Origin of the sequence: Mucilaginibacter gossypiicola (assembly GCF_900110105.1) — a bacterium.
GTDB classification, from domain to species: domain Bacteria; phylum Bacteroidota; class Bacteroidia; order Sphingobacteriales; family Sphingobacteriaceae; genus Mucilaginibacter; species Mucilaginibacter gossypiicola.
Map to the genome: position 1 here is coordinate 186,093 of NZ_FOCL01000009.1, position 20,794 is coordinate 206,886.

The 20,794-nt window shown below is 42.3% G+C and carries 19 protein-coding genes, 1 tRNA gene and 1 riboswitch; of the genes, 13 read left to right on the plus strand and 7 right to left on the minus strand.

The annotated features are described in order from the left end of the window. Positions 1 to 3 precede the first annotated feature (3 nt). Positions 4 to 906 carry a hypothetical protein gene (locus tag BMX50_RS25645; RefSeq protein WP_091216744.1) on the plus strand — a complete coding sequence of 301 codons (903 nt, stop codon included), beginning with the start codon at positions 4 to 6 and terminating at the stop codon, positions 904 to 906. Here the strand turns inward: BMX50_RS25645 and BMX50_RS25650 are convergent. After that, positions 903 to 1,493 (minus strand): C40 family peptidase, encoded by a 591-nt coding sequence (locus tag BMX50_RS25650; protein ID WP_167668116.1) that lies wholly within the window; start codon positions 1,491 to 1,493, stop codon positions 903 to 905. The two genes, BMX50_RS25645 and BMX50_RS25650, sit on opposite strands and share 4 nt — an antisense overlap. A 226-nt stretch (positions 1,494 to 1,719) precedes the next feature. Here BMX50_RS25650 and BMX50_RS25655 point away from each other — a divergent pair, with 226 nt between their 5' ends. Next, positions 1,720 to 3,666, plus strand: a complete 1,947-nt coding sequence (locus BMX50_RS25655; RefSeq protein ID WP_091216751.1) for a glycoside hydrolase family 127 protein — start codon at positions 1,720 to 1,722, stop codon at positions 3,664 to 3,666. Positions 3,667 to 3,711: 45 nt separating this feature from the next. Here BMX50_RS25655 and BMX50_RS25660 read toward each other — a convergent pair whose 3' ends face one another. Next, positions 3,712 to 4,575, minus strand: coding sequence for a LysR substrate-binding domain-containing protein (locus tag BMX50_RS25660; RefSeq protein ID WP_091216754.1), 864 nt, complete (start codon positions 4,573 to 4,575; stop codon positions 3,712 to 3,714). 71 nt (positions 4,576 to 4,646) lie between these two features. On the opposite strand from BMX50_RS25660, the gene BMX50_RS25665 reads away from it, so the two are divergent. The 3 genes from BMX50_RS25665 (at position 4,647) to BMX50_RS25675 (ending at position 7,572) form a co-directional block, all read left to right on the plus strand. After that, the gene (locus BMX50_RS25665; RefSeq protein ID WP_091216757.1) at positions 4,647 to 5,174 is read left to right on the plus strand and encodes a GNAT family N-acetyltransferase; all 528 of its coding nucleotides are present in this window, start codon (positions 4,647 to 4,649) and stop codon (positions 5,172 to 5,174) included. 1 nt (position 5,175) lies between these two features. Further along, positions 5,176 to 6,069: a DMT family transporter gene (locus tag BMX50_RS25670; protein WP_091216760.1), complete on the plus strand. Its 894-nt coding sequence runs from the start codon at positions 5,176 to 5,178 to the stop codon at positions 6,067 to 6,069. A 66-nt stretch (positions 6,070 to 6,135) separates the two neighbouring features. Then, positions 6,136 to 7,572: a DUF3863 domain-containing protein gene (locus BMX50_RS25675; RefSeq protein ID WP_091216764.1), complete on the plus strand. Its 1,437-nt coding sequence runs from the start codon at positions 6,136 to 6,138 to the stop codon at positions 7,570 to 7,572. A 48-nt stretch (positions 7,573 to 7,620) separates the two neighbouring features. On the opposite strand, the gene BMX50_RS25680 is transcribed toward BMX50_RS25675, so the two are convergent. Both BMX50_RS25680 and BMX50_RS25685 read right to left on the minus strand, forming a co-directional pair. Beyond that, positions 7,621 to 8,148, minus strand: a complete 528-nt coding sequence (locus BMX50_RS25680; protein WP_208864798.1) for a VOC family protein — start codon at positions 8,146 to 8,148, stop codon at positions 7,621 to 7,623. A 170-nt stretch (positions 8,149 to 8,318) separates the two neighbouring features. After that, a complete protein-coding gene (locus BMX50_RS25685) occupies positions 8,319 to 9,602 on the minus strand; it encodes an MFS transporter (RefSeq protein WP_091217010.1) in 1,284 nt (427 codons plus the stop codon). 284 nt (positions 9,603 to 9,886) lie between these two features. Between BMX50_RS25685 and BMX50_RS25690 the strand changes: the two genes are divergently transcribed. Beyond that, on the plus strand, positions 9,887 to 11,398 hold the full coding sequence (locus BMX50_RS25690) for a WG repeat-containing protein (protein WP_167668117.1): 1,512 nt from the start codon (positions 9,887 to 9,889) through the stop codon (positions 11,396 to 11,398). Positions 11,399 to 11,475: 77 nt separating this feature from the next. On the opposite strand, the gene BMX50_RS25695 is transcribed toward BMX50_RS25690, so the two are convergent. Beyond that, positions 11,476 to 11,548, minus strand: a tRNA-Met gene (locus tag BMX50_RS25695). A 148-nt stretch (positions 11,549 to 11,696) separates the two neighbouring features. Between BMX50_RS25695 and era the strand changes: the two genes are divergently transcribed. From era to BMX50_RS25715, 4 genes are all read left to right on the plus strand, one after another. Further along, positions 11,697 to 12,572, plus strand: coding sequence for a GTPase Era (gene era, locus BMX50_RS25700; protein ID WP_091216770.1), 876 nt, complete (start codon positions 11,697 to 11,699; stop codon positions 12,570 to 12,572). Between the two features lie 165 nt (positions 12,573 to 12,737). Then, positions 12,738 to 14,039 carry a ribosome biogenesis GTPase Der gene (gene der / locus BMX50_RS25705; RefSeq protein WP_091216773.1) on the plus strand — a complete coding sequence of 434 codons (1,302 nt, stop codon included), beginning with the start codon at positions 12,738 to 12,740 and terminating at the stop codon, positions 14,037 to 14,039. Positions 14,040 to 14,276: 237 nt separating this feature from the next. Beyond that, the gene (locus BMX50_RS25710) at positions 14,277 to 14,960 is read left to right on the plus strand and encodes a hypothetical protein (protein WP_091216777.1); all 684 of its coding nucleotides are present in this window, start codon (positions 14,277 to 14,279) and stop codon (positions 14,958 to 14,960) included. A 144-nt stretch (positions 14,961 to 15,104) separates the two neighbouring features. Continuing rightward, positions 15,105 to 16,016 carry an NAD(P)/FAD-dependent oxidoreductase gene (locus BMX50_RS25715; protein WP_091216785.1) on the plus strand — a complete coding sequence of 304 codons (912 nt, stop codon included), beginning with the start codon at positions 15,105 to 15,107 and terminating at the stop codon, positions 16,014 to 16,016. 51 nt (positions 16,017 to 16,067) lie between these two features. Here the strand turns inward: BMX50_RS25715 and BMX50_RS25720 are convergent, their stop codons facing one another. Together BMX50_RS25720 and BMX50_RS25725 are read right to left on the minus strand one after the other, a co-directional pair. Beyond that, the gene (locus BMX50_RS25720) at positions 16,068 to 16,304 is read right to left on the minus strand and encodes a DUF7660 family protein (protein WP_091216788.1); all 237 of its coding nucleotides are present in this window, start codon (positions 16,302 to 16,304) and stop codon (positions 16,068 to 16,070) included. Positions 16,305 to 16,368: 64 nt separating this feature from the next. After that, positions 16,369 to 17,955, minus strand: a complete 1,587-nt coding sequence (locus tag BMX50_RS25725) for a S41 family peptidase (protein ID WP_091216791.1) — start codon at positions 17,953 to 17,955, stop codon at positions 16,369 to 16,371. Positions 17,956 to 18,061: 106 nt separating this feature from the next. On the opposite strand from BMX50_RS25725, the gene murQ reads away from it, so the two are divergent. The 3 genes from murQ to BMX50_RS25740 all read left to right on the plus strand — a co-directional run bounded on the left by murQ (position 18,062) and on the right by BMX50_RS25740 (position 20,429). Continuing rightward, positions 18,062 to 18,871, plus strand: coding sequence for an N-acetylmuramic acid 6-phosphate etherase (gene murQ, locus BMX50_RS25730; RefSeq protein WP_091216795.1), 810 nt, complete (start codon positions 18,062 to 18,064; stop codon positions 18,869 to 18,871). A 107-nt stretch (positions 18,872 to 18,978) separates the two neighbouring features. Beyond that, entirely contained in the window at positions 18,979 to 19,545 is a 567-nt protein-coding gene (locus BMX50_RS25735; protein ID WP_091216799.1) for a hypothetical protein, read from the plus strand. Positions 19,546 to 19,697: 152 nt separating this feature from the next. Next, entirely contained in the window at positions 19,698 to 20,429 is a 732-nt protein-coding gene (locus BMX50_RS25740; protein ID WP_091216802.1) for a Bax inhibitor-1/YccA family protein, read from the plus strand. A gap of 134 nt (positions 20,430 to 20,563) precedes the next feature. Then, positions 20,564 to 20,674, plus strand: a riboswitch (SAM riboswitch). Positions 20,675 to 20,794: the final 120 nt, after the last annotated feature.

A 20,794-nucleotide genomic window follows, 5' to 3' on the forward strand; every position in this document is an offset into this window, starting at 1 on the left:
TTTGTGAAAAAATTGATCCCGATCCTTTTTGTGGCAATTTCAAACCTTGTCATGGCGCAGCAACATCTAAACAGCTGGCGTTTAACCATTATAGACAGCGCTACACTAAAGGGTATTGACAGGGCGACTGCTACAGTTGATGATAAAGTATACATTACCGGAGCCCAGGGAATTGTTTTTATAAATAAGATACCGAAACTACAATCAACTGGTATCAAGATAACTTGTGTAGGTTACCGGGCGCTTGAATATAAAATAAAGGATAAATGCCCCGACACACTCAGATTATCTGCATCGATAAACAATTTGAAAGAAATATCAATCAATTCAGTTGTTAGAAAAGTGATTTTGGCCGATGTAGATAAAGTTTACGAAGGTGGATATTATCCTGGCCCAAATGAAGAAGTAGTTCAGTTTATTCCCAACGCCGATAAAATATCCGGCATTATAGCAAGTATTGAATGTAAATCGCTTCATAATAATGATAGTCGCGGGAAGGCTTTCAAAATAAACATTTACGCTAAAAGCGATGGCGATGTATATCCGGAAGGCGAGCTGATAAAAGATAGCATCATCGTTTATAACAATGCGAAGCTACCGGTTATTGAAGTTGATATTACTAAGTACAATATTCAGCTACCTGCAACCGGTTTCTTTATAGGTTTTGAAACTTTATCGCGCAACTGGTATGATACGCGATTGCTTAAGTCAAAAGGAATTGACCAGTATAGGATACCCGGTCTGCAGGGAACTTTTAAAAATAAAAAATGGACATCTTTATCTGATGCGTGGATCCCTCCTTCAAATACAACCTACGTTTTAACAAGAAAAACATCGGATTACAACACCTGGGTTATACAGAAGGATGTAAATTTTGCGTTAGGTGCTACAATAATTAAAGATTAACGGGCTTCTTCCAACGTATCAGGAACGGCATCTTCATCCTCTTCCTGTGATTGAGGATCTTCTTTAAACACCCGGATAGTTTTGATATACCTGCGCTGATAACGTTCGTTCATGGCAGTTTCTGTAACGCCATTTTCATCGCCGGATGTAGAGTGGATAAACACCAGCGGCTCTCCGGGTTGTGATATTACAATACCGATATGGCCTGCGCTGCGATAATTGTGGCTGCGGGTTCCGGTAAACAATATCAGATCGCCAAATTTGGCGTCTTTAATATCAATACCCTTAACCGGTGCAAAATCTGATGAACTGCGGGGGATAGAAATATTGAAATGGGTAAATACATAATTGACAAAGCCCGAGCAATCAAAGCCCCTTTCGGGGTTGCTTGATCCATACCGGTACCTGATACCTTTAAGGGTTTGGGCAAATTCAACCAGTTCGTCGGGCGTGGTTTCTCCTGTTTCATAATTGGCCTCAACCTCGGCATAATGATGCCTTAACCTTGTATGGCTGTGCGATTTTACCGTTCTGTTTGCCTTATGTTTTTTTGCTGCGTGAAGTACGGCAGGCTTCGCCGGCTTCATAAGTGATAAACAAGCTACAAGGAGGAGTTTGGAACCAATTACAAAATGCATGTTGTAATGATAGGCAAAAATTTCTACGGATAGCAATCAAATTGTAAAAAAGATAGTTGAGCACTGATACTATTATCTCATTTGCTTGATCAAAAAAATCAAAATGTGTGTTAAAATAACAATTATAAAAAACGTTGCTTATTTTAGTGCTGCTAACCAGATGTAGTACCCAACCATGACAATCAGGAAAATAACACGTCGTTGTTTAACGCTGTTTTCGATATTAGTTTGCTTTTATGTTCCTTTTTATACGCAGGCACAAACTGCGCTGCACTCATTTAAGCTGCAACAGGTTACACTGCTTCCCGGAGTGTTTAAAAACGCGCAATTAACAGACAAGGCATACATACTGGCTTTAGACCCCGACCGCTTGCTGGCGCCCTATCTTACCGAAGCTGGGATCAAACCTAAAAAGAAGAATTATGCAAACTGGGAAAACACCGGGTTGGACGGCCACATTGGCGGGCATTATTTATCGGCCTTGTCATTTATGTATGCCTCCACTCATGACCCTGAATTAAACCGCCGGCTTGATTATATGCTGGCCGAATTAAAACGCGCCCAGGATAAAACAGGAAGCGGCTACCTTGGCGGTACGCCAGGAGGCACGGCTATGTGGAAAGATATTGCCGCCGGTAAAATTGAAGCCGATACTTTCGCCCTTAATAAAAAATGGGTACCTCTTTATAACATCCATAAACTTTTTGCCGGTTTAAGGGACGCCTACACCATTGCCGGAAAAAATCAGGCAAAAGAAATACTGGTACGGTTAACAGATTATATCTATGGCGTTTCGCTCAAATTAACTGATGAGCAGATCCAAACCATGCTCATATCAGAACAAGGAGGACTAAACGAAGTATTTGCGGATGTATCAGTTATAACCGGCCAAAGTAAATATCTAACATTAGCCAAAAGGTTCTCGCATAAAGAAATACTAAACCCATTGATGCAGGGGCACGATGAGCTTAACGGTCTGCATGCCAATATGCAGATCCCGAAGGCGGTGGGTTTCCAACGCATTTCAGAAGTTGGCGGCGATGCCGATTATGGCAGGGCTGCGCAGTTTTTCTGGGAAACAGTGGTCAATAACCGCTCGGTTGTGATAGGCGGGAATAGCGTGAATGAGCACTTTAACCCAACAGGCAACTTCACTAAAATGATCACTGATATTGCCGGGCCCGAAACCTGTAACTCCTACAATATGCTTAAACTAACCCGTCACCTTTTTGAAAAAGGGGCCGATGTTAAGTATATGGATTTTTATGAGCGGGTTTTGTATAACCATATCCTTTCGAGCCAGCATCCAGGCCATGGCGGCTTTGTTTATTATACCTCCATGCGCCCGCGCCATTACCGGGTTTACTCGCAGCCCCAGGTTGATATGTGGTGCTGTGTAGGCTCAGGTATGGAAAACCATGGTAAATATGGCGAGCTGATTTACAGCTATCAGCAAAAAAACCTGTATGTAAACCTGTTCATTGCTTCGCGCTTAAACTGGGCGGCGCAAGGACTTATACTTTCGCAACAAACCAAATTTCCGGATACAGAAACTACCAAACTTTTAGTCGAATCGGTGAAGCCTGGTAAATTTGATATCAATATCCGCTATCCTCACTGGGTAAAGGCCGGCAAACTGCAAATCAGGATCAACGGCACCAATATACCTGTTGATGCGCAGCCCGGATCTTATGTAAAGCTTAACCGCGCCTGGAAAAAAGGTGATGAAATAGAAGTACGTTTGCCAATGGAGCTGAGCACCGAATCATTGCCGGATAGCTCGCACTACGTAGCATTTTTGAACGGGCCGATAGTATTAGCTGCCAAAACAGATACTACCGATCTTGACAACCTACTTGCCGATGGCGACCAGTTTGGCGGCTACCGTGCACGCGGCAAAATGTACCCGCTAAATGAAGCTCCTGTGCTGGCCAGCAACCAGGCCAATCTTCAAAATTACTTGAAACCTGTAGCCGGGAAGCCTCAAACCTTCGTAGCGCCGGAATTGATCAGTCCGGCAAAATTTAAAAACCTGCAACTGATCCCGTTTTACAAATTACACGATGCGCGATATATGATCTATTGGCACCAGGGTAGCCTGGATAGTACCGGAGGCAAATAAAAGTTATTGACTACCATTCGTAGCTAAATGTTACTCAAACAAACATCACTGCAGCACCAGTTTTAACACATTTGAAAGCACGGGATTATGGTCATCTGCCCGCCAGTTGATGTATAGGTCGGTTTTGAAAGGGAGCCGGATAAACCGGATCCCCGGGCTTTCATGATACATGTATGAGTCCGGCAATATCGCTATGCCCAGCCCTTTCTTAACCAGGGCAATAATGGTCGATCCAAATTCAGAATACAGGTAGTCGTCCGGAACAATATCGAACGACCTGAACATCTGCTGAATGATATCGCTGTAACTGCTTCCCTCATCCCTTATCGGCAGTATAAATTTTTGCCGGGAAAGGCTTTCTTTAGACAGGTCTTCGATAGTATGGAAAATGTGATCCTCAGGAACTACGATTGCCAAATAATCGCTGTAAATTTTTTCCGATTTAATTCCCTGGGCGGTATTAACATCCCTTGTAACAGAAAGATCTATCTTATAATTCCTCAAAAACTCCTGCTGGTTTTCATAGCGTAGTTGTACCAGCTCAACCTGGAGTTTTGGAAATGCGCTGGAAATACGGGCAATCATATCCGGCATTAACGAACCTGATATGGAATCGGGATGGGCGATTCTTATCGTACCGCTTTCGCCTAAATGGATTTGCCGGGCAAACTGATGAATAAATTCAAGCTCGCTCAACTCCATCTCCCACTTTTCCTTCAAAAACTTACCTGCAGGGGTCAGCTTCACATTACGCTTATTCCGCTCAAACAGCAGCAGCCCCAATTCGCTCTCTAATGATTGAATGTGCCTGCTGAGGGCCGATTGCGTAATGTTCATTTTTCCGGCCGTATTCCAAAAATGAAGCTCTTTCGCCAGGGCTAAAAAGTATTTGATCTGCTGCAAATCCATTAATGCAATATATGCATTAATGGATGATAAAATAGCATTTTACCGCATTTAACAGATAGATAAATTTGTATATGGATAACGTAAAGATTGTTGATGCAACACCTAACGATGTAGCACAACTTCAAAATATAAGCATACAAACTTTTTCCGAAACTTTTTCGGCAGTTAACACGCCCGAAGACATGACACAATACCTCAATGAAAGCCTTTCATTAAATAAGCTGAGGGATGAACTGAACAATAAATTATCGCAGTTCTATTTTGCTATACATAACGAAGAGGTTATCGGCTACCTGAAGCTGAACACGGGGCAGGCGCAAACAGATGTTAAAGACAATGATGCTCTTGAAATTGAGCGTATCTACGTATCACAGGCATTTCTTGGGAAAAACATCGGAAAGCTGCTATACGAAAAAGCAGTTCAGATAGCCCGGAAAACTGGTGCCAGGTACATATGGCTTGGTGTATGGGAAAAGAATTCCAGGGCAATCAGTTTCTACAAGAAAAACGGCTTCGTAGAGTTTGACCAGCATGTATTTATGTTAGGAACAGACAGGCAGATAGATATCATGATGAAAAAAGATTTAATGAACGACTGAGATGGAGAAAAAGAACGTTTTCCTTGTATTACTGATATTAGGCACAGCCTTTTGGGGCATATCATTTTCAATAACCAAACTGGCTATCGGTCACAACTCCCCGCTCATCTTTTTATGTTATCGTTTTTTGGCCGCGGCGGTGGTTTTGTCGGTCATCTTCTCAAAACATTTAAGGCAGATAAACCGGGATGCTGTTAAAACAGGCATAAGTTTGGCTGTACCACTTACGCTCGGAATTTATTTGCAAACCCTGGGCCTCAAACATAGTTCTGCTTCACAATGCTCGTTTGTTGCGGGCACCTGTGTGATTATCATTCCCATGTTAAAAGCAATTTTTTATAACACAGTTGCCCCTGCAAAAATTTGGCTGGCGGCAGTGATTGCTTTGGCTGGCTTATCAATTATTTCTATCAATGCTAATTTTTCGGTTAGTCTTGGCGATTTGTACACCATTGCCGGAGCGGTAGCCTTTGCTGTTTATCTGATCAAGGTTGAAAAACTATCCAAAGTACAGCATATTGCACACACTGTTGTTCCGATGTTTGCTGCGTGTGCAGTAATTACTTTTTGTTTAGCCTTAGGCGATAATACCAGCACAAACTGGCTGCCGCAAAACAATGAATTTTGGATGGGCGTTGTTTATTGCTCGCTGTTTTCTACCGCTTACGTGTACACCATTTCCAACATCACTCAGCGTTACCTGAGTGCCGAAAGGGTAGCCATCATTTACCTCTTTGAACCTGTGTTTGGCGCAATTGCAGCATGTTTCATTTTACATGAGCAGCTTACATGGCGATTATTGGTAGGCGGAAGCCTCATTTTTGTAGCCACGCTTATCTCCGAATTGAAATTTGATCGAAAAACAATGGCTCTTGAGGCAAACATAATTGAGTAGTTTTTATGCCCCCGCTGCCGGAAAAGAAACAAACTTGTTTTTACATTTGGGCAAAATGTAAACCTAATGGAAAGACGGGCTTTTTGTAAAAACTCCTTACTGGGCGGTGCCGCCGTATTGGCAAATCCTTTAATCGGCAAAGCCACTGCGCTGGATCTTTTTTCGGTTAACAAGCCTTTGCAGCTAATGGGCAATCGTTTTGTTACCTTTTGCATCATGATCCGTACTTCACCGTGGGAAGTATCGCGTGATGTAAAACTGATTAACAGGGACGAAGGCTTTGCCCACACTTTAGAAGTGGTACAGCGCTTAAGGGAAATTTTTGCAAAAAACGTACCGGGAGGCAAACTAACCTGGGGCTTTACCTTAAATGCGCTTGAAGATAAGCGCCCTAATTATGTTGACATCCGCAAATACGCGGCAGAATGCCAGCTCAAATATGGCGACGAGGTTTCTTATTTTCCGGGATATTTTCCGGCCATGTATCTCCCGCGCAAAAGGGTAAACCAGGAAATGACCGAGGCCTTGCAGCGCATAACCGCCATGGTTGGTAATGGCTACCGGCCTAAAGCTGTTATGGGAGGATTTTTATCGGCCGATAACCTGGCCTATTTAGCCGAAAAGGAAAACATTCATGTAGCACATGCTGTGATCTGGAGCCAGCATGAAACAGATGGTGGCGGGGCCGACGGCTCACCCTCCTATCCTTTTTATCCATCAAAACAACATTTTTGTAAACCAGCCCAGGGCAAAAGCGACTTTATTGACTGTGTGAACCTGGATGGCTGGAGTGTGGATTTTTTGTGCGCACTTCAAAGCGGGAATGTGTGGGGCACAACGCCTTTTAACGGGGCAGCAAGCCGCCGTGGTGTAGGCCCTATTGAAACCTATGGTGATTGGGGACTGGATATAGGCCATTATTCGGTGATGCATACACAGGCTATTCATTTTGACCGTGGTTTTGAATTGAACGGTTTTGGCTGGATCCCCAATATTTGGGAAGCCGCCCTGGTTAAAATAGCTGAGCGGAAAAACTGGGATGATACCCTCGCCTACCGGGCATTGGATAAATGGACTGGCGATACCGTAAAACGATGGCCGGATGTTAAATTCGTCACTTTTGGCGAGTATGGCGAGGCCTGGCGCAGTCACTATCGTGATAATAGCCAATGGAATTACCGTTTTGAAGAAAAGGGGCTCGGCATAGGTAACTCATGGGGCAATGAGGAGATCAAATGGTACATGAACAAGGAATTTCGTTTGGCTACCTTACGAAACTGGCACAAAAAAGGCCCGGAAATGGTGGTGGATTTTACACGCTATGACCTTCCCGCCCAGGAGCCTGCCGATCCATCGCCCGATAAACCGGTAAAAGACTGGAGCCTCATGAACCGCATCAATCAAAAAGGAGTAAGGCCACAGGATACCCCGGTATTATTGAGCGCACTCAACAATGATGACAAGGACCTGATAGCACGCCATTATTCCGAATTGCTTAAATAGAGATTGGGGCGACAACTGATTGTGATCTTCAATCAGCTTGATTATGCATTATTTGGTGGTCTGCGCGCCCATTTTTATACCTAATTTTTCATACGCGATATCGTTGGGTTCCCATAACTCAATTTTGTTACCCTCAATATCCATGATATGAACAAATTTGCCATAGTCAACGGTTTCTATCGTATCAACTATAGCTACACCTTCTTTTTTGAGCTGTGTTACAAGTGCGGTTAAATCTGCAACACGATAGTTGACCATAAAATCTTTATCAGAAGGTACAAAGTATTTGGTTTTTTCGTTAAAAGGGCTCCATTGGGTAAATCCCTTTTTTAGCGTATCGGCACCTTGCCTCCATTCAAACACAGCACCGTACTGGTTTGTCTGTAAACCCAGGTGCTCCTTATACCAGGCCCTAACCTTAGCAGGTTCTTTACATTTAAAAAAGATACCGCCAATGCCGGTTACCCTTTTGAGCCCGGCAGGTTGGTGGATTGATGCAGTCAGGGCAGCCTTAAAGGCAAACCCGGAGCCAAATGAGACAGCAATGAGCAGCAGGATAAGGATAGTTTTTTTCATGACCGATTATAGTTAAGCTTGTTTGCGTTTGCTTTAATTAGTTAATGAAATTTAAAGCATTTGAAAGGCAAAACAAAACGATAAATGAGAAAGCCCCTAAATCTTCCGATTTGAGGCTTTTCCAAAGTACTTGTCTTTAATAAGATTTAAAGTATCAGCATGCTCTCTACCTATTCAACTTGCTGTTTCATCAGTTTTTTAGCTCCAACTAAAGCTAACAACGTAACTATTGAAGCCGCTGTTAAATAGTAGCCCACATAGGCAAGTCCATAGTTATGCGCCAGCATAGTTGCCATGTATGGCGTAAGCGACGCGCCTAAAATACCGGCCAGTGTAAAGGCCAGCGAAGCGCCGGTATAACGTACTGCCGGTGGAAAGATACCGGCAAGCGCCGTACCTATCGGCCCGTAGGTGAGCCCCATCAAAAACATTCCTATCGACAAAAAGATTGCTGTTATACCTAAACTGCCTGTAGTAAATAATGGTGCGAAAACAAGACCAAACAACACGATGCATACTGTAGCCACAATCAACATACTGTTGCGTCCATACTTATCAGCCCATATGGCCGATAGCGGGATGCCTAAGCCAAATGCCAGCATCGATATCATCTGTATGATTAGGAACGAGCTTTTAGTATAATGCAGCGCTGTAGTACCCCAGCTTAGTGTAAACACCGTCATCAAATAAAACAGCAGGAAAGTGGTAACAGTTGCCAGCGTGCCTAAGGTAATGGCTGCAGTATGTTTTACAAAAACATCTGCAAACGGAACTTTTGAGCGCTCTTCTTTACTAACCATCTTCATAAATTCAGGAGTTTCGGATATTTTCAACCTCACAAAAAGCCCCACCCAAACCAGCAGCGCACTCGCAATAAACGGGATGCGCCAGCCATAGGTTATAAAGTTATCTTCACTCATGGTTTTGCTGAGGATAAAAAACGTACCGCTCGATAGCAGGAACCCGATAGGTGCTCCCAACTGCGGAAACATGCCATACCAGGCTTTTTTATGTGCGGGGGCATTTTCTGTAGCCAGTAATACGGCACCGCCCCACTCGCCACCCAGTCCAAGCCCTTGCCCAAAACGAAACAGGGCAAGCAATATCGGCGCTGCAATACCTATGGAAGCATAGCCCGGCAAAAGCCCGATAGCAACGGTTGATGGACCCATAGTTAACAATGCGGCAACCAGCGTAGCTTTGCGCCCTTTACGGTCGCCAAAGTGCCCGAATATTGCAGCACCCAATGGCCGCGCAAAAAAGGCCAATGCAAAAGTTGCCAGTGATTCGAGCGTAGCCGATGTTGGATCGGCAGCGGGGAAAAATAACTTCGGGAATACCAGCACCGCGGCAGTGGCATAAATATAAAAGTCAAAAAATTCGATGGTAGTTCCGATGAGGCTTGCAGTGAGGATCCGGCTAACCGGGTTTGCTGCGGAAGGTTGCTGATTCATAGCCTCAAACATATTAAATTTGAGGGAATGTGCAAACGCGATGTACAGGAACATCCTTCACTAAAATTGAGATTGAAAGAAATATTAACCGGCAAGCATTATATTAGCGATATAAATTTAATCCCCTTTTTTCTTTCAATTGATATATTTGGGGAATTTATAACCTAAACAGCGGCATTATGAAATTTTGTACCTTTTCAATAATTATCATAGTCCCGAAATCCTCCCTTTGCTGTAATAATTTTATGATCAACAAATTTATTATTAGTTGCTTTTTAACGGCCATGTTAACAATTAGTAGCATACCGTCTTTCGCTCAAAAGTTTAAAGCAGACAAGTATGGTTACGTGGCTGCTCCCGAATTTCATGAGTTGATAAAGCAAAGAAACTACCAGCTTGTTTCTGCATTTGATACCTTATCTTTTCAACAAAAAAATAAACCGGTTGCTGTTGTTGTAAAAAATGATAAGCCTTATTGGCTCGACCTGGATGGCAACGAGTTTCCCTACAACGATTTTACAGACATAATAAAGGCACGCGAAAAATGGCTACGAAAGCCTTACCAGGATTCAGAAAGAAAATATCACGAACTAATCCGCAACACAGATAGCCAATATCAAAAAAACAGGGATGGCGATCTGTATGGCCTGATCAGAAAATCAGACAGCAAAGTTATATTACAGCCACAGTATCAATGGATCCAAAGCTCTTCTGCCAATTTTATCCTCTTAAAAAAAGAAAATAAATATGGTGTCGCTGATACTTTAGGGCATGTTTTTATAACCCCTAAATACGATTATATTGAAGCCTGTATGGTGGATAGCAGCGGGATAGATTTTTTTATTGCAAATAATAACGGCGGTGTAACCCTTGTGAACAGGAAAGGAAAAGAGATGTTTGCCCCAAGGCGTGGTAAGATTTATCCATTTATGGTTGATGGGGTATTAAACATCCTGTCGTCTGAAAACGGTGAACCCCGATTTGGATTGGTAAGTAAAGAGGGTAAAATTATTCTTGAACCGTATTGCCGTGATTTTTATAATATAACTAACACTAATTATTTAAGAACAGAAACCGACCCGGCAAATAAAATGGGATTGGTTAATAAACAAGGAAACATTATTCTTGAGCCAGTTTATGACAATGTGGATATTTCTATTTCTAACGGATTTATCTCTTTCCGTAAGGATGGTATGCAGGGATTGGTGGATTGCCAGACGAATAGGATTAATGTGCCGCTTTTTTATAACAAACTCGAAGTTGACGCGGCCAACCGTGTTATTATATGCAGTTTGAAACAAAAAAGTGATAAACCCTTTAGCGTATACAAGTACGGACTTATTGACTACAACAACAAGATAAAGATAGCGGTTCAGTACGATGATTTTATTAAGGTAGAGAAATACTATCTGGCAAAAAAAGATAGTGAATATTTTTTATTAGAAAAATCGGGCAAGGTATTACGACAGTTTAAATATAGCCACATGCTATATGTGAACAACTATTTTATTGCCGTGAATAAAGATGGCCTTTACGGCGTGGTAGACATAAGCGATAAAATAAAAATACCTTTTGATCATTCGAGAATTGAACCAACCGGCGACTATTATTTTGCTACCGAAAACGGCATATACAATTCAGAAAATGAATTGGTAGCAAAAGGCAATGCATCAGATGTATCCTTTACCAATAACCTACCGTTAAGAAAAGCTGGGATCATTGTTCTTCGTCAACATTTTACAGAATTATTTAAAGACAGGTATGGCAGTACTTACATCCCTAAAAAAGACAAATAAGTGGGCTTTACAACGCACGACATTTTTATCAACAAAAAAAGCCTCAAATTTTTCAACTTGAGGCTTTTCATTCTTCGTAGCGGGAGCAGGACTCGAACCTACGACCTTCGGGTTATGAGCCCGACGAGCTACCAACTGCTCCATCCCGCACTGTATTGTGCTATATATTTGAGATCCGGCCATAACCCCGGAAAGGTCCTTCCAATTAATCAAATGCAAATTTGCACTCTGTTTTAATTGGACTGCAAAGATATAATTCGTTTCTTTGCAGTCCAAATATATTTTTAATTATTTTTCTATGGCTCATCAGGCAGGTTTTGTAAGTATAATAGGTAAACCCAACGCAGGGAAATCAACCCTTATGAACGCGCTGGTGGGCGAAAAAATGTCCATCATTACCCCTAAAGCGCAAACCACCCGTCACCGTATTTTGGGTATTGTGAATGATGAAAACTACCAGATTGTATTTTCGGATACTCCTGGTGTTATAAAGCCGCACTATGCCCTGCACGAAAGTATGATGCACCAGGTTGATGGCTCTATTGTTGACGCCGACCTTATTTTGCTGGTTACCGATATTTATGAGGAATACGATGAAGCAGACGTTCTTAAAAAACTGGAACGTTCATCGGCCCCGCTTGCTATCCTGATCAACAAAATTGACCAGAGCGATGAGGAAACTGTAAAAAAGAAAGTTGATTTTTGGATGGAAAAACTAAATCCGAAAGCCATTTTCGCGATATCGGCATTACATGGGCATAACATCAAAGCCATTATGGATTTCGTGATCGAAAACTTACCTGAGCATCCTGCTTATTACGAAAAAGATGCCCTTACAGATCGTAATGACCGTTTCTTTGCCTCAGAGATGATCCGCGAGCAGGTGTTTAAACAATATAAAAAAGAAATCCCTTATAGCACCGAGGTTATTGTAACAGCATTTATCGAGGGTGAAAAACTTTATCGCATCAGCGCCGAGATCATTGTTGAGCGCGAATCGCAGAAAAACATCATTATTGGCAAAGGCGGCGAAATGCTTAAGATTACCGGCACCTATGCCCGTCGTGCTATGGAAGACTTTTTTCAGCGTAAGATTTTCCTGGAGATGTTTGTAAAAGTGATCCCCGACTGGCGCACTAAGAAAAATTATCTGAAGCAATTCGGGTACGAATAGGAAAAAGATACAGGACATTGAGAAGCAGGATGCAAGACACCCTCCTTTCCTATCCTGTTTCATTCAATAAAAATTTAATTTTCATAGAACCGGATTGTTAAGTTAGATAGATTTGCATAGTTCTTGCATCTTGACCCCTTACATCCCGACTCTTAATATAATAATATGAGTAACATAGTAGCCATTGTGGGCAGGCCCAACGTAGGCAAATCAACATTATATAACCGCTTAACCGAAAGCCGCAAGGCCATTGTCGACGACTTTAGCGGTGTCACGCGCGACAGGCATTACGGTGTTGCCGAATGGCTTAACCATAACTTTACTGTTATTGATACCGGCGGTTACGTTGCCAACTCTGATGATGTTTTCGAAACAGCCATCCGCGAGCAGGTTGATATTGCCATCGAAGAAGCTTCGGTTATTTTATTTGTTGTTGATGTTACTACCGGCATTACCGACCTTGACGACGAGATTGCCAATCGCTTGCGTAAAAGCAAAAAGCCTGTTTTCGTGGTTGTAAACAAACTGGACAACAATAACCAGGTTGCCGACGCCATGGTATTTTACAGCTTTGGCCTTGGCGAAATTTACAGCATTTCGTCAATGACCGGCTCCGGTACCGGCGAGCTGCTTGACGAAGTGGTAAAACACTTTGAAGATGAAGAGCTGGAAGAAAACACCCGCCCTAAATATGCTATTGTTGGCCGGCCTAACGTAGGTAAGTCGTCTATTATCAATGCCCTTATAGGTAAAGACCGTAACATTGTTACCCCTATTGCCGGCACCACCCGCGATTCTATCCATATTCACTATAACCAATATGGTCATGATTTTATGCTGATAGATACCGCAGGATTACGCAAAAAAACCAAGGTTAAAGAAAATATCGAGTTTTATTCGGTAATGCGTACCATTAAGGCTTTAGAAGAAGCAGACGTGATCATCCTGATGATCGATGCTGTTGAAGGTTTTGAATCACAGGACATCAATATCTTCCACCTGGCCGAAAAGAACAAAAAAGGCGTGGTGATAGTGGTAAATAAATGGGATTTGATTGAAAAGAACAGCAAAACCATCAAGGTATTTGAAGAGCAGATCCGCGATAAGATAGCCCCTTTTACCGATGTGCCTATTGTATTCACCTCGGTTACCGAAAAACAAAGGGTATTAAAAGTAATTGATGTAGCTAACCAGGTTTACCAGAACCGTGCGCGCAAAATACCAACTTCAAAACTGAACGAGGTAATGTTACCTATTATCGAAAACTATCCGCCTCCGGCAATAAAAGGCAAATACGTTAAAATAAAATACATTACCCAAATTGCAGGCACGTCGCCCATGTTTGCGTTTTTCTGCAATTTGCCGCAATACGTTAAAGAGCCCTACTACCGCTTTATTGAGAATAAGCTCCGCGAAAACTTTGATTTTTCGGGTGCTCCGATACAGGTTTGGTTCAGGCAGAAGTAATCTGAACCTTGTTTTTTAGGATTTGAGGATTACCTTGAGATTTGTCCTTATAAAATCCAGACTTATGAAGTTTCACTACCGCGTCATTGCGAGGAACGAAGCAATCCCCTATTTGCAGGTACGCCCTGCATAGTCCGCGATTGCTTCGTTCCTCGCAATGACGTTTTTTATTTCCCCCATTGTTACGTTTCTCTCCCCCGCTCCGTAATATTACTAAACCTCAATACTTTACACTTCATGAAAAAGTTTTATTGTTTAGTACTCGTAGTACTGGTGGCTTTTGCTGCATGTAAAAAAGGCCAACTTTCATCCGGCGATGGAGAGGACAATGGTTGTATCAGTCGCGTTAAGCGCGATTATAGCGACAGCAATAAAGTTGAACTGGCAACAGCCATTAAACTCCTGCAAAAAAACAACATCCCAACAAATGGCCTGGTCATATACCGGGTTATTTTAAATGATAGTATAACTACCAATGGTCCGCTCAGGGTTTACCAGCATGTTATGGCCTATGAAGAAAGCAATGGCCTCCCGATATTTAATTCTGGTATAGGATATCATTTCAAAAACGAAGTCTTTGAAACGTCCATAGGTCAGCGCCACGGTACACTTAACCTGAGTACTAATGCCGGGGCTACATTACCGCAAATACGCAAAGTTTTTATCGATGCTTTCAACAAAGACGGCTATACCATTGGTAACACTGTTGACGATTCATCATGCCTGAATGCAGAATTTGGATATTTTAACCTGAACCAGGATGCGCCCGATCATCCCAATTTTATTAAAGTATGGAAAGTGACTTTCGCTAAATATAACGAATACCCGGTAGCCTACATTCAAGACAGCGACAGGAAACTCATCTATTATTTCAACGGATTACTGACGTTAAATAAAGCCACCAAACAAAATATAAAGTAACACCTATAACTTTTTCGAAAATCGGATAGCACCTCCCTCTATTTATACCTGCTTTACTTTGTCACTTAAAAAACACAAAATGCAACATGGTTGCATTTTGTGTTTTGGGCACTTATCTTTACCGATAACTAACCACAATACCATATGAAGGATTTTGATGTGATCATTATCGGCGGAAGCAGCGCCGGTTTATCGGCAGGTATGGCTTTAGGCCGGGCTATGCGCAAAGTATTAATTATAGACAGCGGCAAGCCTTGTAACCGTCAAACGCCCCATTCACACAACTTTTTTACCCGTGACGGTCAAACCCCGCATGAGATTTTGACTATTGCCCGCGAACAGACCTTAAAATACCCAACCATCACGCTGCTCCATGATGAGGCCATTCAATATACACCGGTAACCAATGGTTTTGAGGTTAGCACAATATCTGGCAAAACTTTCAGCGCAAAGAAAATTATCCTTGCTGCCGGTATCAAAGACCAAATGCCCGATATTCCCGGCTTTGCTGAGTGCTGGGGCATATCGGCTATCCACTGCCCCTACTGCCACGGCTATGAATACGGACATCAGCACACCGGAATAATTGCTAATGGCGAGATGGCCTTTGAACTGGCCAAACTTATTTCAAACTGGACAAAGGAGCTAACCGTGTTCACAAATGGCAAATCAACTTTAACCGATGCCCAGCAAACCATCATCCTAAATAACAATATCCGGCTTGTTGAGGACAAAATAGAAGCGCTTGATCATCATAACGGCCAGGTCACCGCTATCAGGCTACAAAATGGTGCCGAAATAAAATTAATGGCTTTATACGCAAGACTCCCCTTTGTACAACACAGTGATGGTGCATTGCAGCTGGGTTGCCAGTTTACTGAAGTGGGTTATATTCAGGTTGACGCTAAACAAAAGACAACCATTCCCGGAGTTTACGCCGCCGGCGACAGCACTTCGCCCATCCGTGCAATAGCAAATGCAGTTAACAGTGGCACAATGGCTGGCATTATGGCTAATCTGGAATTGATTGATGAGGCTTTCCTACCGAGCAGATAGCATCAATCTAATAACATTGAAGACTTCGCAAGTCTGAAAGAAGTTAAATACTTATTCATAAATTCTTGCAGCAGTCAGGATATCAGCAAAAACATTCCAGTTCATATTTTTTGGAACAGGGAGATTATTGTTCACATAGTAGCCTTCCATATCGTCAGTCCAACTTTGGATTGCCTCAAGATATGCTAACAAAGATTTGTTTTCCCATTTTTCAGGGTTAACTTTCAAATCGTTGATTAACGACGACATGAATTTTACAAAGTCTTCCTTCGAATTTAAATTTGTCATATATCAGACTGTGAAGATGTATTTTCTTGCTTTGTCAGATTTATAAAGAGTTCTCTTTAGCCCCTTACTGCTCCAACCCTTTTTTAAAGGCTACATCATCAGCATTGATCACTTTAAAGTAGGCATTATCACCCCATTTAAAGCGGGCCGCCTGGGCTTTAAGAATAGTTTTAATGGGCTCCCTGGAATTCCTTATCTCGTTGGAGTCCATTTCTTTAATGGTTTGCGAAGCGTACAGGATAAATTTATCAACGTCATCATTACTAACGGCGTATTGTTTTAAAAACTCAGCTTCTGTAGGATATTTTTTCAGCAATTGTTGCTGGCGATCAATAACGTATGCGGTAAACAATTGCTGCTGGCTCAAATCCTGAATAAGCGGTGTGAACTTGCTGGTATCAGCAGGAACAAACACATCAGGCATAATACCGCCACCACTAAAAACTTTGCGCCCGCTTGAGGTATGATATGATGGTGTTCCTTTAAAAATGCTATCGTTCAGATTGCTTTGTTCTGAAAAAAGTTCGCCTTTTTGCATACGCTGGGCCAATTCATTTCGATAGCTATCTACCCCGTTCCTGTATGACTTTTGGATAGAACGACCCGACGGAGTATAATATCTTGCTACTGTTAAGTTTACTGCCGAACCATCATCAAATGCAAACTGCTGTTGTACCAGACCTTTTCCAAACGACCGGCGACCAACAATAGTGGCCCGATCCAAATCCTGCAGGGCACCCGCTAAAATTTCGCTTGCCGAGGCCGAATATTCGTCAATAAGTACGGTTACTTTTCCTTTCTGAAACATGCCCGAATCTGTAGCAAAGTAATCAGTACGGGGTTCGTGAATGCCTTTGGTATACACTATCAGTTTACCTTCAGTTAAAAATTCATCGGCCAGTGAGGTTGCCGCGTTAAGGTAGCCGCCACCGTTGCCTCTCAAATCGAGCAGCAATTTATTCATACCATCTGTTTTCAAAACGGTTAGGGCCTTTCTGAAATCAACATCAGTTGTTGCCGAAAATTTACTGATCTTGATATAACCTGTTGTGGCATCGGCCATGTAAGCGGCATCAACACTACTTAGGTCAACATGGCCTCGCTTAACAGTAAGTATTTTTAAATCTTTGTCCAGTGGAGGTATTACAGTCAATTTTATTTCGGCATCCTTTTCGCCCCTGAAAACGCCATTTATACGGATAGCTGTCAGTTTACTGCCCGAAAACTTTTTATCATCAACATTAATCACTTTACTGCCCACCAGCAAGCCTGCTTTTTCGGCCGGACCACCGGCATAAACCTGCGTAATGATCAGGGTATCGCGCAGCAACTGGTATTCGATACCGATGCCATTGAAGCCGCCGTCTAAGCGCTCATTGATAGACTGCGCTTGTTGTTTGGGTAAATAAAGCGAATGTGGATCGAGGTTTTGAAGCAGGTTATTTACCGAAACTCCTTCAATGCTGTCAATGTTAACGCTGTCAACATAGTTGCGGTCAACTAATTGCAGCACTTTGGCTATTTTACTGTTGGCCGTAAACGAAAGGCCGAGGTTATGGGTCGCAAAATCCCTGTTAAGCAGTAAGCCTATCATTATCCCCAAAAATAGCAGGATCATTGTCCGGAAAATTACACCCGCGGTCCTCTTCATAACTTATAACACAAAGTTAACAATTGCAGGGCCAATAATTTTTACCTGCGCCCTTGCATTTGATGATTTTTACCGAATTTTGTTATAAATTATTTAAAAATAGGCTATGGAAACCACCACCGAAAGGGAATCGCACTATAAAAACCTCGAAAAACAGACCGTAAGGGAAATTTTAGAAAACATTAACAACGAGGATAAAACCGTTCCCCTGGCAGTGGAAAAGGCCTTACCGCAAATAGAAGCATTGGCAACTATCACTGCCGAGAGGATGAAAAATGGCGGCCGTTTGTTTTATATAGGTGCCGGTACCAGCGGTAGGTTGGGTGTGGTTGATGCTTCAGAATGCCCGCCAACATTCGGCGTTCCGTTTGATATGGTAGTGGGATTAATAGCAGGTGGCGATGGTGCTATCCGTAAAGCGGTTGAGTTTGCCGAAGATGATGCAGTACAAGCCTGGATCGATCTGCAGGCATTTAATATAAATGATAAAGACGTGGTTGTTGGTATAGCAGCTTCCGGTACTACTCCATATGTTATCGGCGGTTTAAAAACGGCTAATGAACATAATATAGTTACCGGCTGTATAGTTTGCAATAGTGGAAGCCCGGTGGCGGCAGTGGCAAAGTACCCGGTTGAAGTGGTAACAGGGCCTGAGTTTTTAACCGGCTCAACCCGTATGAAAGCCGGCACCGCGCAAAAATTAGTTTTGAATATGCTAAGCACAAGCGTGATGATACAGCTTGGCCACGTACAAGGAAACAGGATGGTTGATATGCAATTGAGCAACCATAAATTGGTGAACAGGGGCACCCACATGGTAATGGAAGCAACCGGGCTGAGCGAAGAAGAAGCAGCCAGGTTACTCAAACAATACGGCAGCGTACGGAGCGCTGTTGATCATTATTTTAAAAAATAAACTGGATTTGAAGATGTACTGATTTGAAGATTTGAAAATGCAAAGCGGCATTCGATAAATTCCTCAATTCAAAAAATTCGGGTTCAGACAAATTTGGAATTAACACAATGCACGATATTGAACCATATTACCGCTGGAGAGATGACTACGTAGCATCTGAAGATGAGTTTTCGCCTTTTTATGCAACAGAATACAGCGAGTTTGAATTTGATAAGCAGGTATACAATTACCTGTTGCACCCACAATGGGATTCGTTCGGCTCTAATACACTTTACCTTAAAGTGCTTTTTGCCGATTATGATAAAGGCTACACCATTATTGAGCTTATAGGCGAATGGAACGATGCCATCAATAACGACATCATGCTGCTAAAGCGTGAACTGCTCGATTTGATGATAGATAATGGCATCAGCCATTTTATCCTGATAGGCGAAAATGTACTCAACTTTCACTCAAGCGATGACTGTTATTACGAAGAGTGGTTCCAGGATGTAGAGGATGGCTGGATAGCAGGCATCAACTTCCGCGAGCATGTAATAGAGGAGTTTAAAAGCAACAACATCGACTATTACATCAACTTCGGCGGCGAGCTGGATAACCTTGGCTGGCGGGCGTTGAAACCTGTACAGGTTTTCAAAAAGGTAGAAGAGCAGTTGATGAAGCGGTTGAATTAGATTTAAGAGACAAGAGATCAAGAATCAAGAGACAAGACGTTTACAAAAACTTTCTTGGTTCTTGACTCTTGAAGTCTTGCTTCTTTCCTCTCCTTTCTTCACTCTACATTCACTTTTTATTCATAAATTCGTACTATAATTTTTAACACAAAATGGAATTTAAAGAATCTAAATACAGCTACGATAATATTATCGAAGTTAGGGATCAATCAGAAGTTTCTTCACGCAGGTTTATGGCCGGCGTATTCAGTTGGATGTTCGTGGCGCTTGGCGTTTCGGCAATAACAGTATTTTTGTTTTTAAACATGGGACTGCTTAGCCTTATTGTTGCTCCAGTCGGTGGTCTTACAGGCTTTGGCTATTTCGCCTTATTTTCGCCTTTGGCATTTTCATTAGTAATGCAATTTGGCTATAACCGTATCTCTTACCCGGTACTGGTGCTGCTTTTTGTAGCTTACGCTACGCTTATTGGTATAAGCTTAAGCCTGATATTTCTGATCTATACGTCTGCATCAATATTAGGTGTTTTCATTACCGCATCGGTAACTTTCGGTATCATGGCCGTAGCGGGTTACACTACCCAAATGGATTTAACCAAGTTTGGCTCAATCATGTACATTCTGTTCATCGGTATATTTGTAGCTTCATTGGCTAACTTCTTTATGCATAGTGAGCAAATGAGCTACATTATCAGTTACATTGGTATAGCTGTTTTTACTGGTTTAACTGCCTATTATATGCAAATGCTTAAACGCATTGGTGCAGGCATTGAATATGGCGATGCCAGTTCGAAAAAACTTGCTCTGATGGGCGCGTTAACGCTGTACATCACCCTGATCAACCTGTTTTTCATGATCCTCCGTTTATTCGGCAGAAGAAGATAATCATCCCAAAGAAATCAAATCAGAAAGCTGCCTCCGCAAAAGGCGGCTTTTTTTGTTTAACAATGTGGCTTAACGATGAGATTAGGGCTGTGTTATACACTTGCAAATGACAACTTTATTGCGCAACTTTGCGGTGCTTATGGAGAAAGACGGAGGGATTAGACCCTGCGATGTCTTAGCAACCTGTGCTTCACAAGGTGCTACATTCTACTCAGCAGCCCAATGGCAACTGAGACAGATAAGCGAAAGTCATATCAACACCCGACTTTTCGAGATAAGCCATCTTTTAGTTTGCAGTTTTAAGTTAGCAGTTTGCAGTTGTCGCTTTTTTATTTAAGCAACATCATTACATGCTTAACTGCCCA

Excerpts from the sequence above, each read along its gene's own strand:
- der (WP_091216773.1), top strand. The coding sequence starts at position 12,738 with ATGAGTAACATAGTAGCCATTGTGGGCAGGCCCAACGTAGGCAAATCA.
- BMX50_RS25720 (WP_091216788.1), bottom strand. The coding sequence starts at position 16,304 with ATGACAAATTTAAATTCGAAGGAAGACTTTGTAAAATTCATGTCGTCG.
- BMX50_RS25670 (WP_091216760.1), top strand. The coding sequence starts at position 5,176 with ATGGAGAAAAAGAACGTTTTCCTTGTATTACTGATATTAGGCACAGCC.
- BMX50_RS25685 (WP_091217010.1), bottom strand. The coding sequence starts at position 9,602 with ATGAATCAGCAACCTTCCGCAGCAAACCCGGTTAGCCGGATCCTCACT.
- BMX50_RS25655 (WP_091216751.1), top strand. The coding sequence starts at position 1,720 with ATGACAATCAGGAAAATAACACGTCGTTGTTTAACGCTGTTTTCGATA.
- BMX50_RS25690 (WP_167668117.1), top strand. The coding sequence starts at position 9,887 with ATGTTAACAATTAGTAGCATACCGTCTTTCGCTCAAAAGTTTAAAGCA.
- BMX50_RS25650 (WP_167668116.1), bottom strand. The coding sequence starts at position 1,493 with ATGAAGCCGGCGAAGCCTGCCGTACTTCACGCAGCAAAAAAACATAAG.
- BMX50_RS25660 (WP_091216754.1), bottom strand. The coding sequence starts at position 4,575 with ATGGATTTGCAGCAGATCAAATACTTTTTAGCCCTGGCGAAAGAGCTT.
- BMX50_RS25735 (WP_091216799.1), top strand. The coding sequence starts at position 18,979 with ATGCACGATATTGAACCATATTACCGCTGGAGAGATGACTACGTAGCA.
- BMX50_RS25710 (WP_091216777.1), top strand. The coding sequence starts at position 14,277 with ATGAAAAAGTTTTATTGTTTAGTACTCGTAGTACTGGTGGCTTTTGCT.
- era (WP_091216770.1), top strand. The coding sequence starts at position 11,697 with ATGGCTCATCAGGCAGGTTTTGTAAGTATAATAGGTAAACCCAACGCA.
- BMX50_RS25675 (WP_091216764.1), top strand. The coding sequence starts at position 6,136 with ATGGAAAGACGGGCTTTTTGTAAAAACTCCTTACTGGGCGGTGCCGCC.
- BMX50_RS25665 (WP_091216757.1), top strand. The coding sequence starts at position 4,647 with ATGGATAACGTAAAGATTGTTGATGCAACACCTAACGATGTAGCACAA.
- BMX50_RS25740 (WP_091216802.1), top strand. The coding sequence starts at position 19,698 with ATGGAATTTAAAGAATCTAAATACAGCTACGATAATATTATCGAAGTT.
- BMX50_RS25725 (WP_091216791.1), bottom strand. The coding sequence starts at position 17,955 with ATGAAGAGGACCGCGGGTGTAATTTTCCGGACAATGATCCTGCTATTT.
- BMX50_RS25715 (WP_091216785.1), top strand. The coding sequence starts at position 15,105 with ATGAAGGATTTTGATGTGATCATTATCGGCGGAAGCAGCGCCGGTTTA.
- BMX50_RS25680 (WP_208864798.1), bottom strand. The coding sequence starts at position 8,148 with ATGAAAAAAACTATCCTTATCCTGCTGCTCATTGCTGTCTCATTTGGC.
- murQ (WP_091216795.1), top strand. The coding sequence starts at position 18,062 with ATGGAAACCACCACCGAAAGGGAATCGCACTATAAAAACCTCGAAAAA.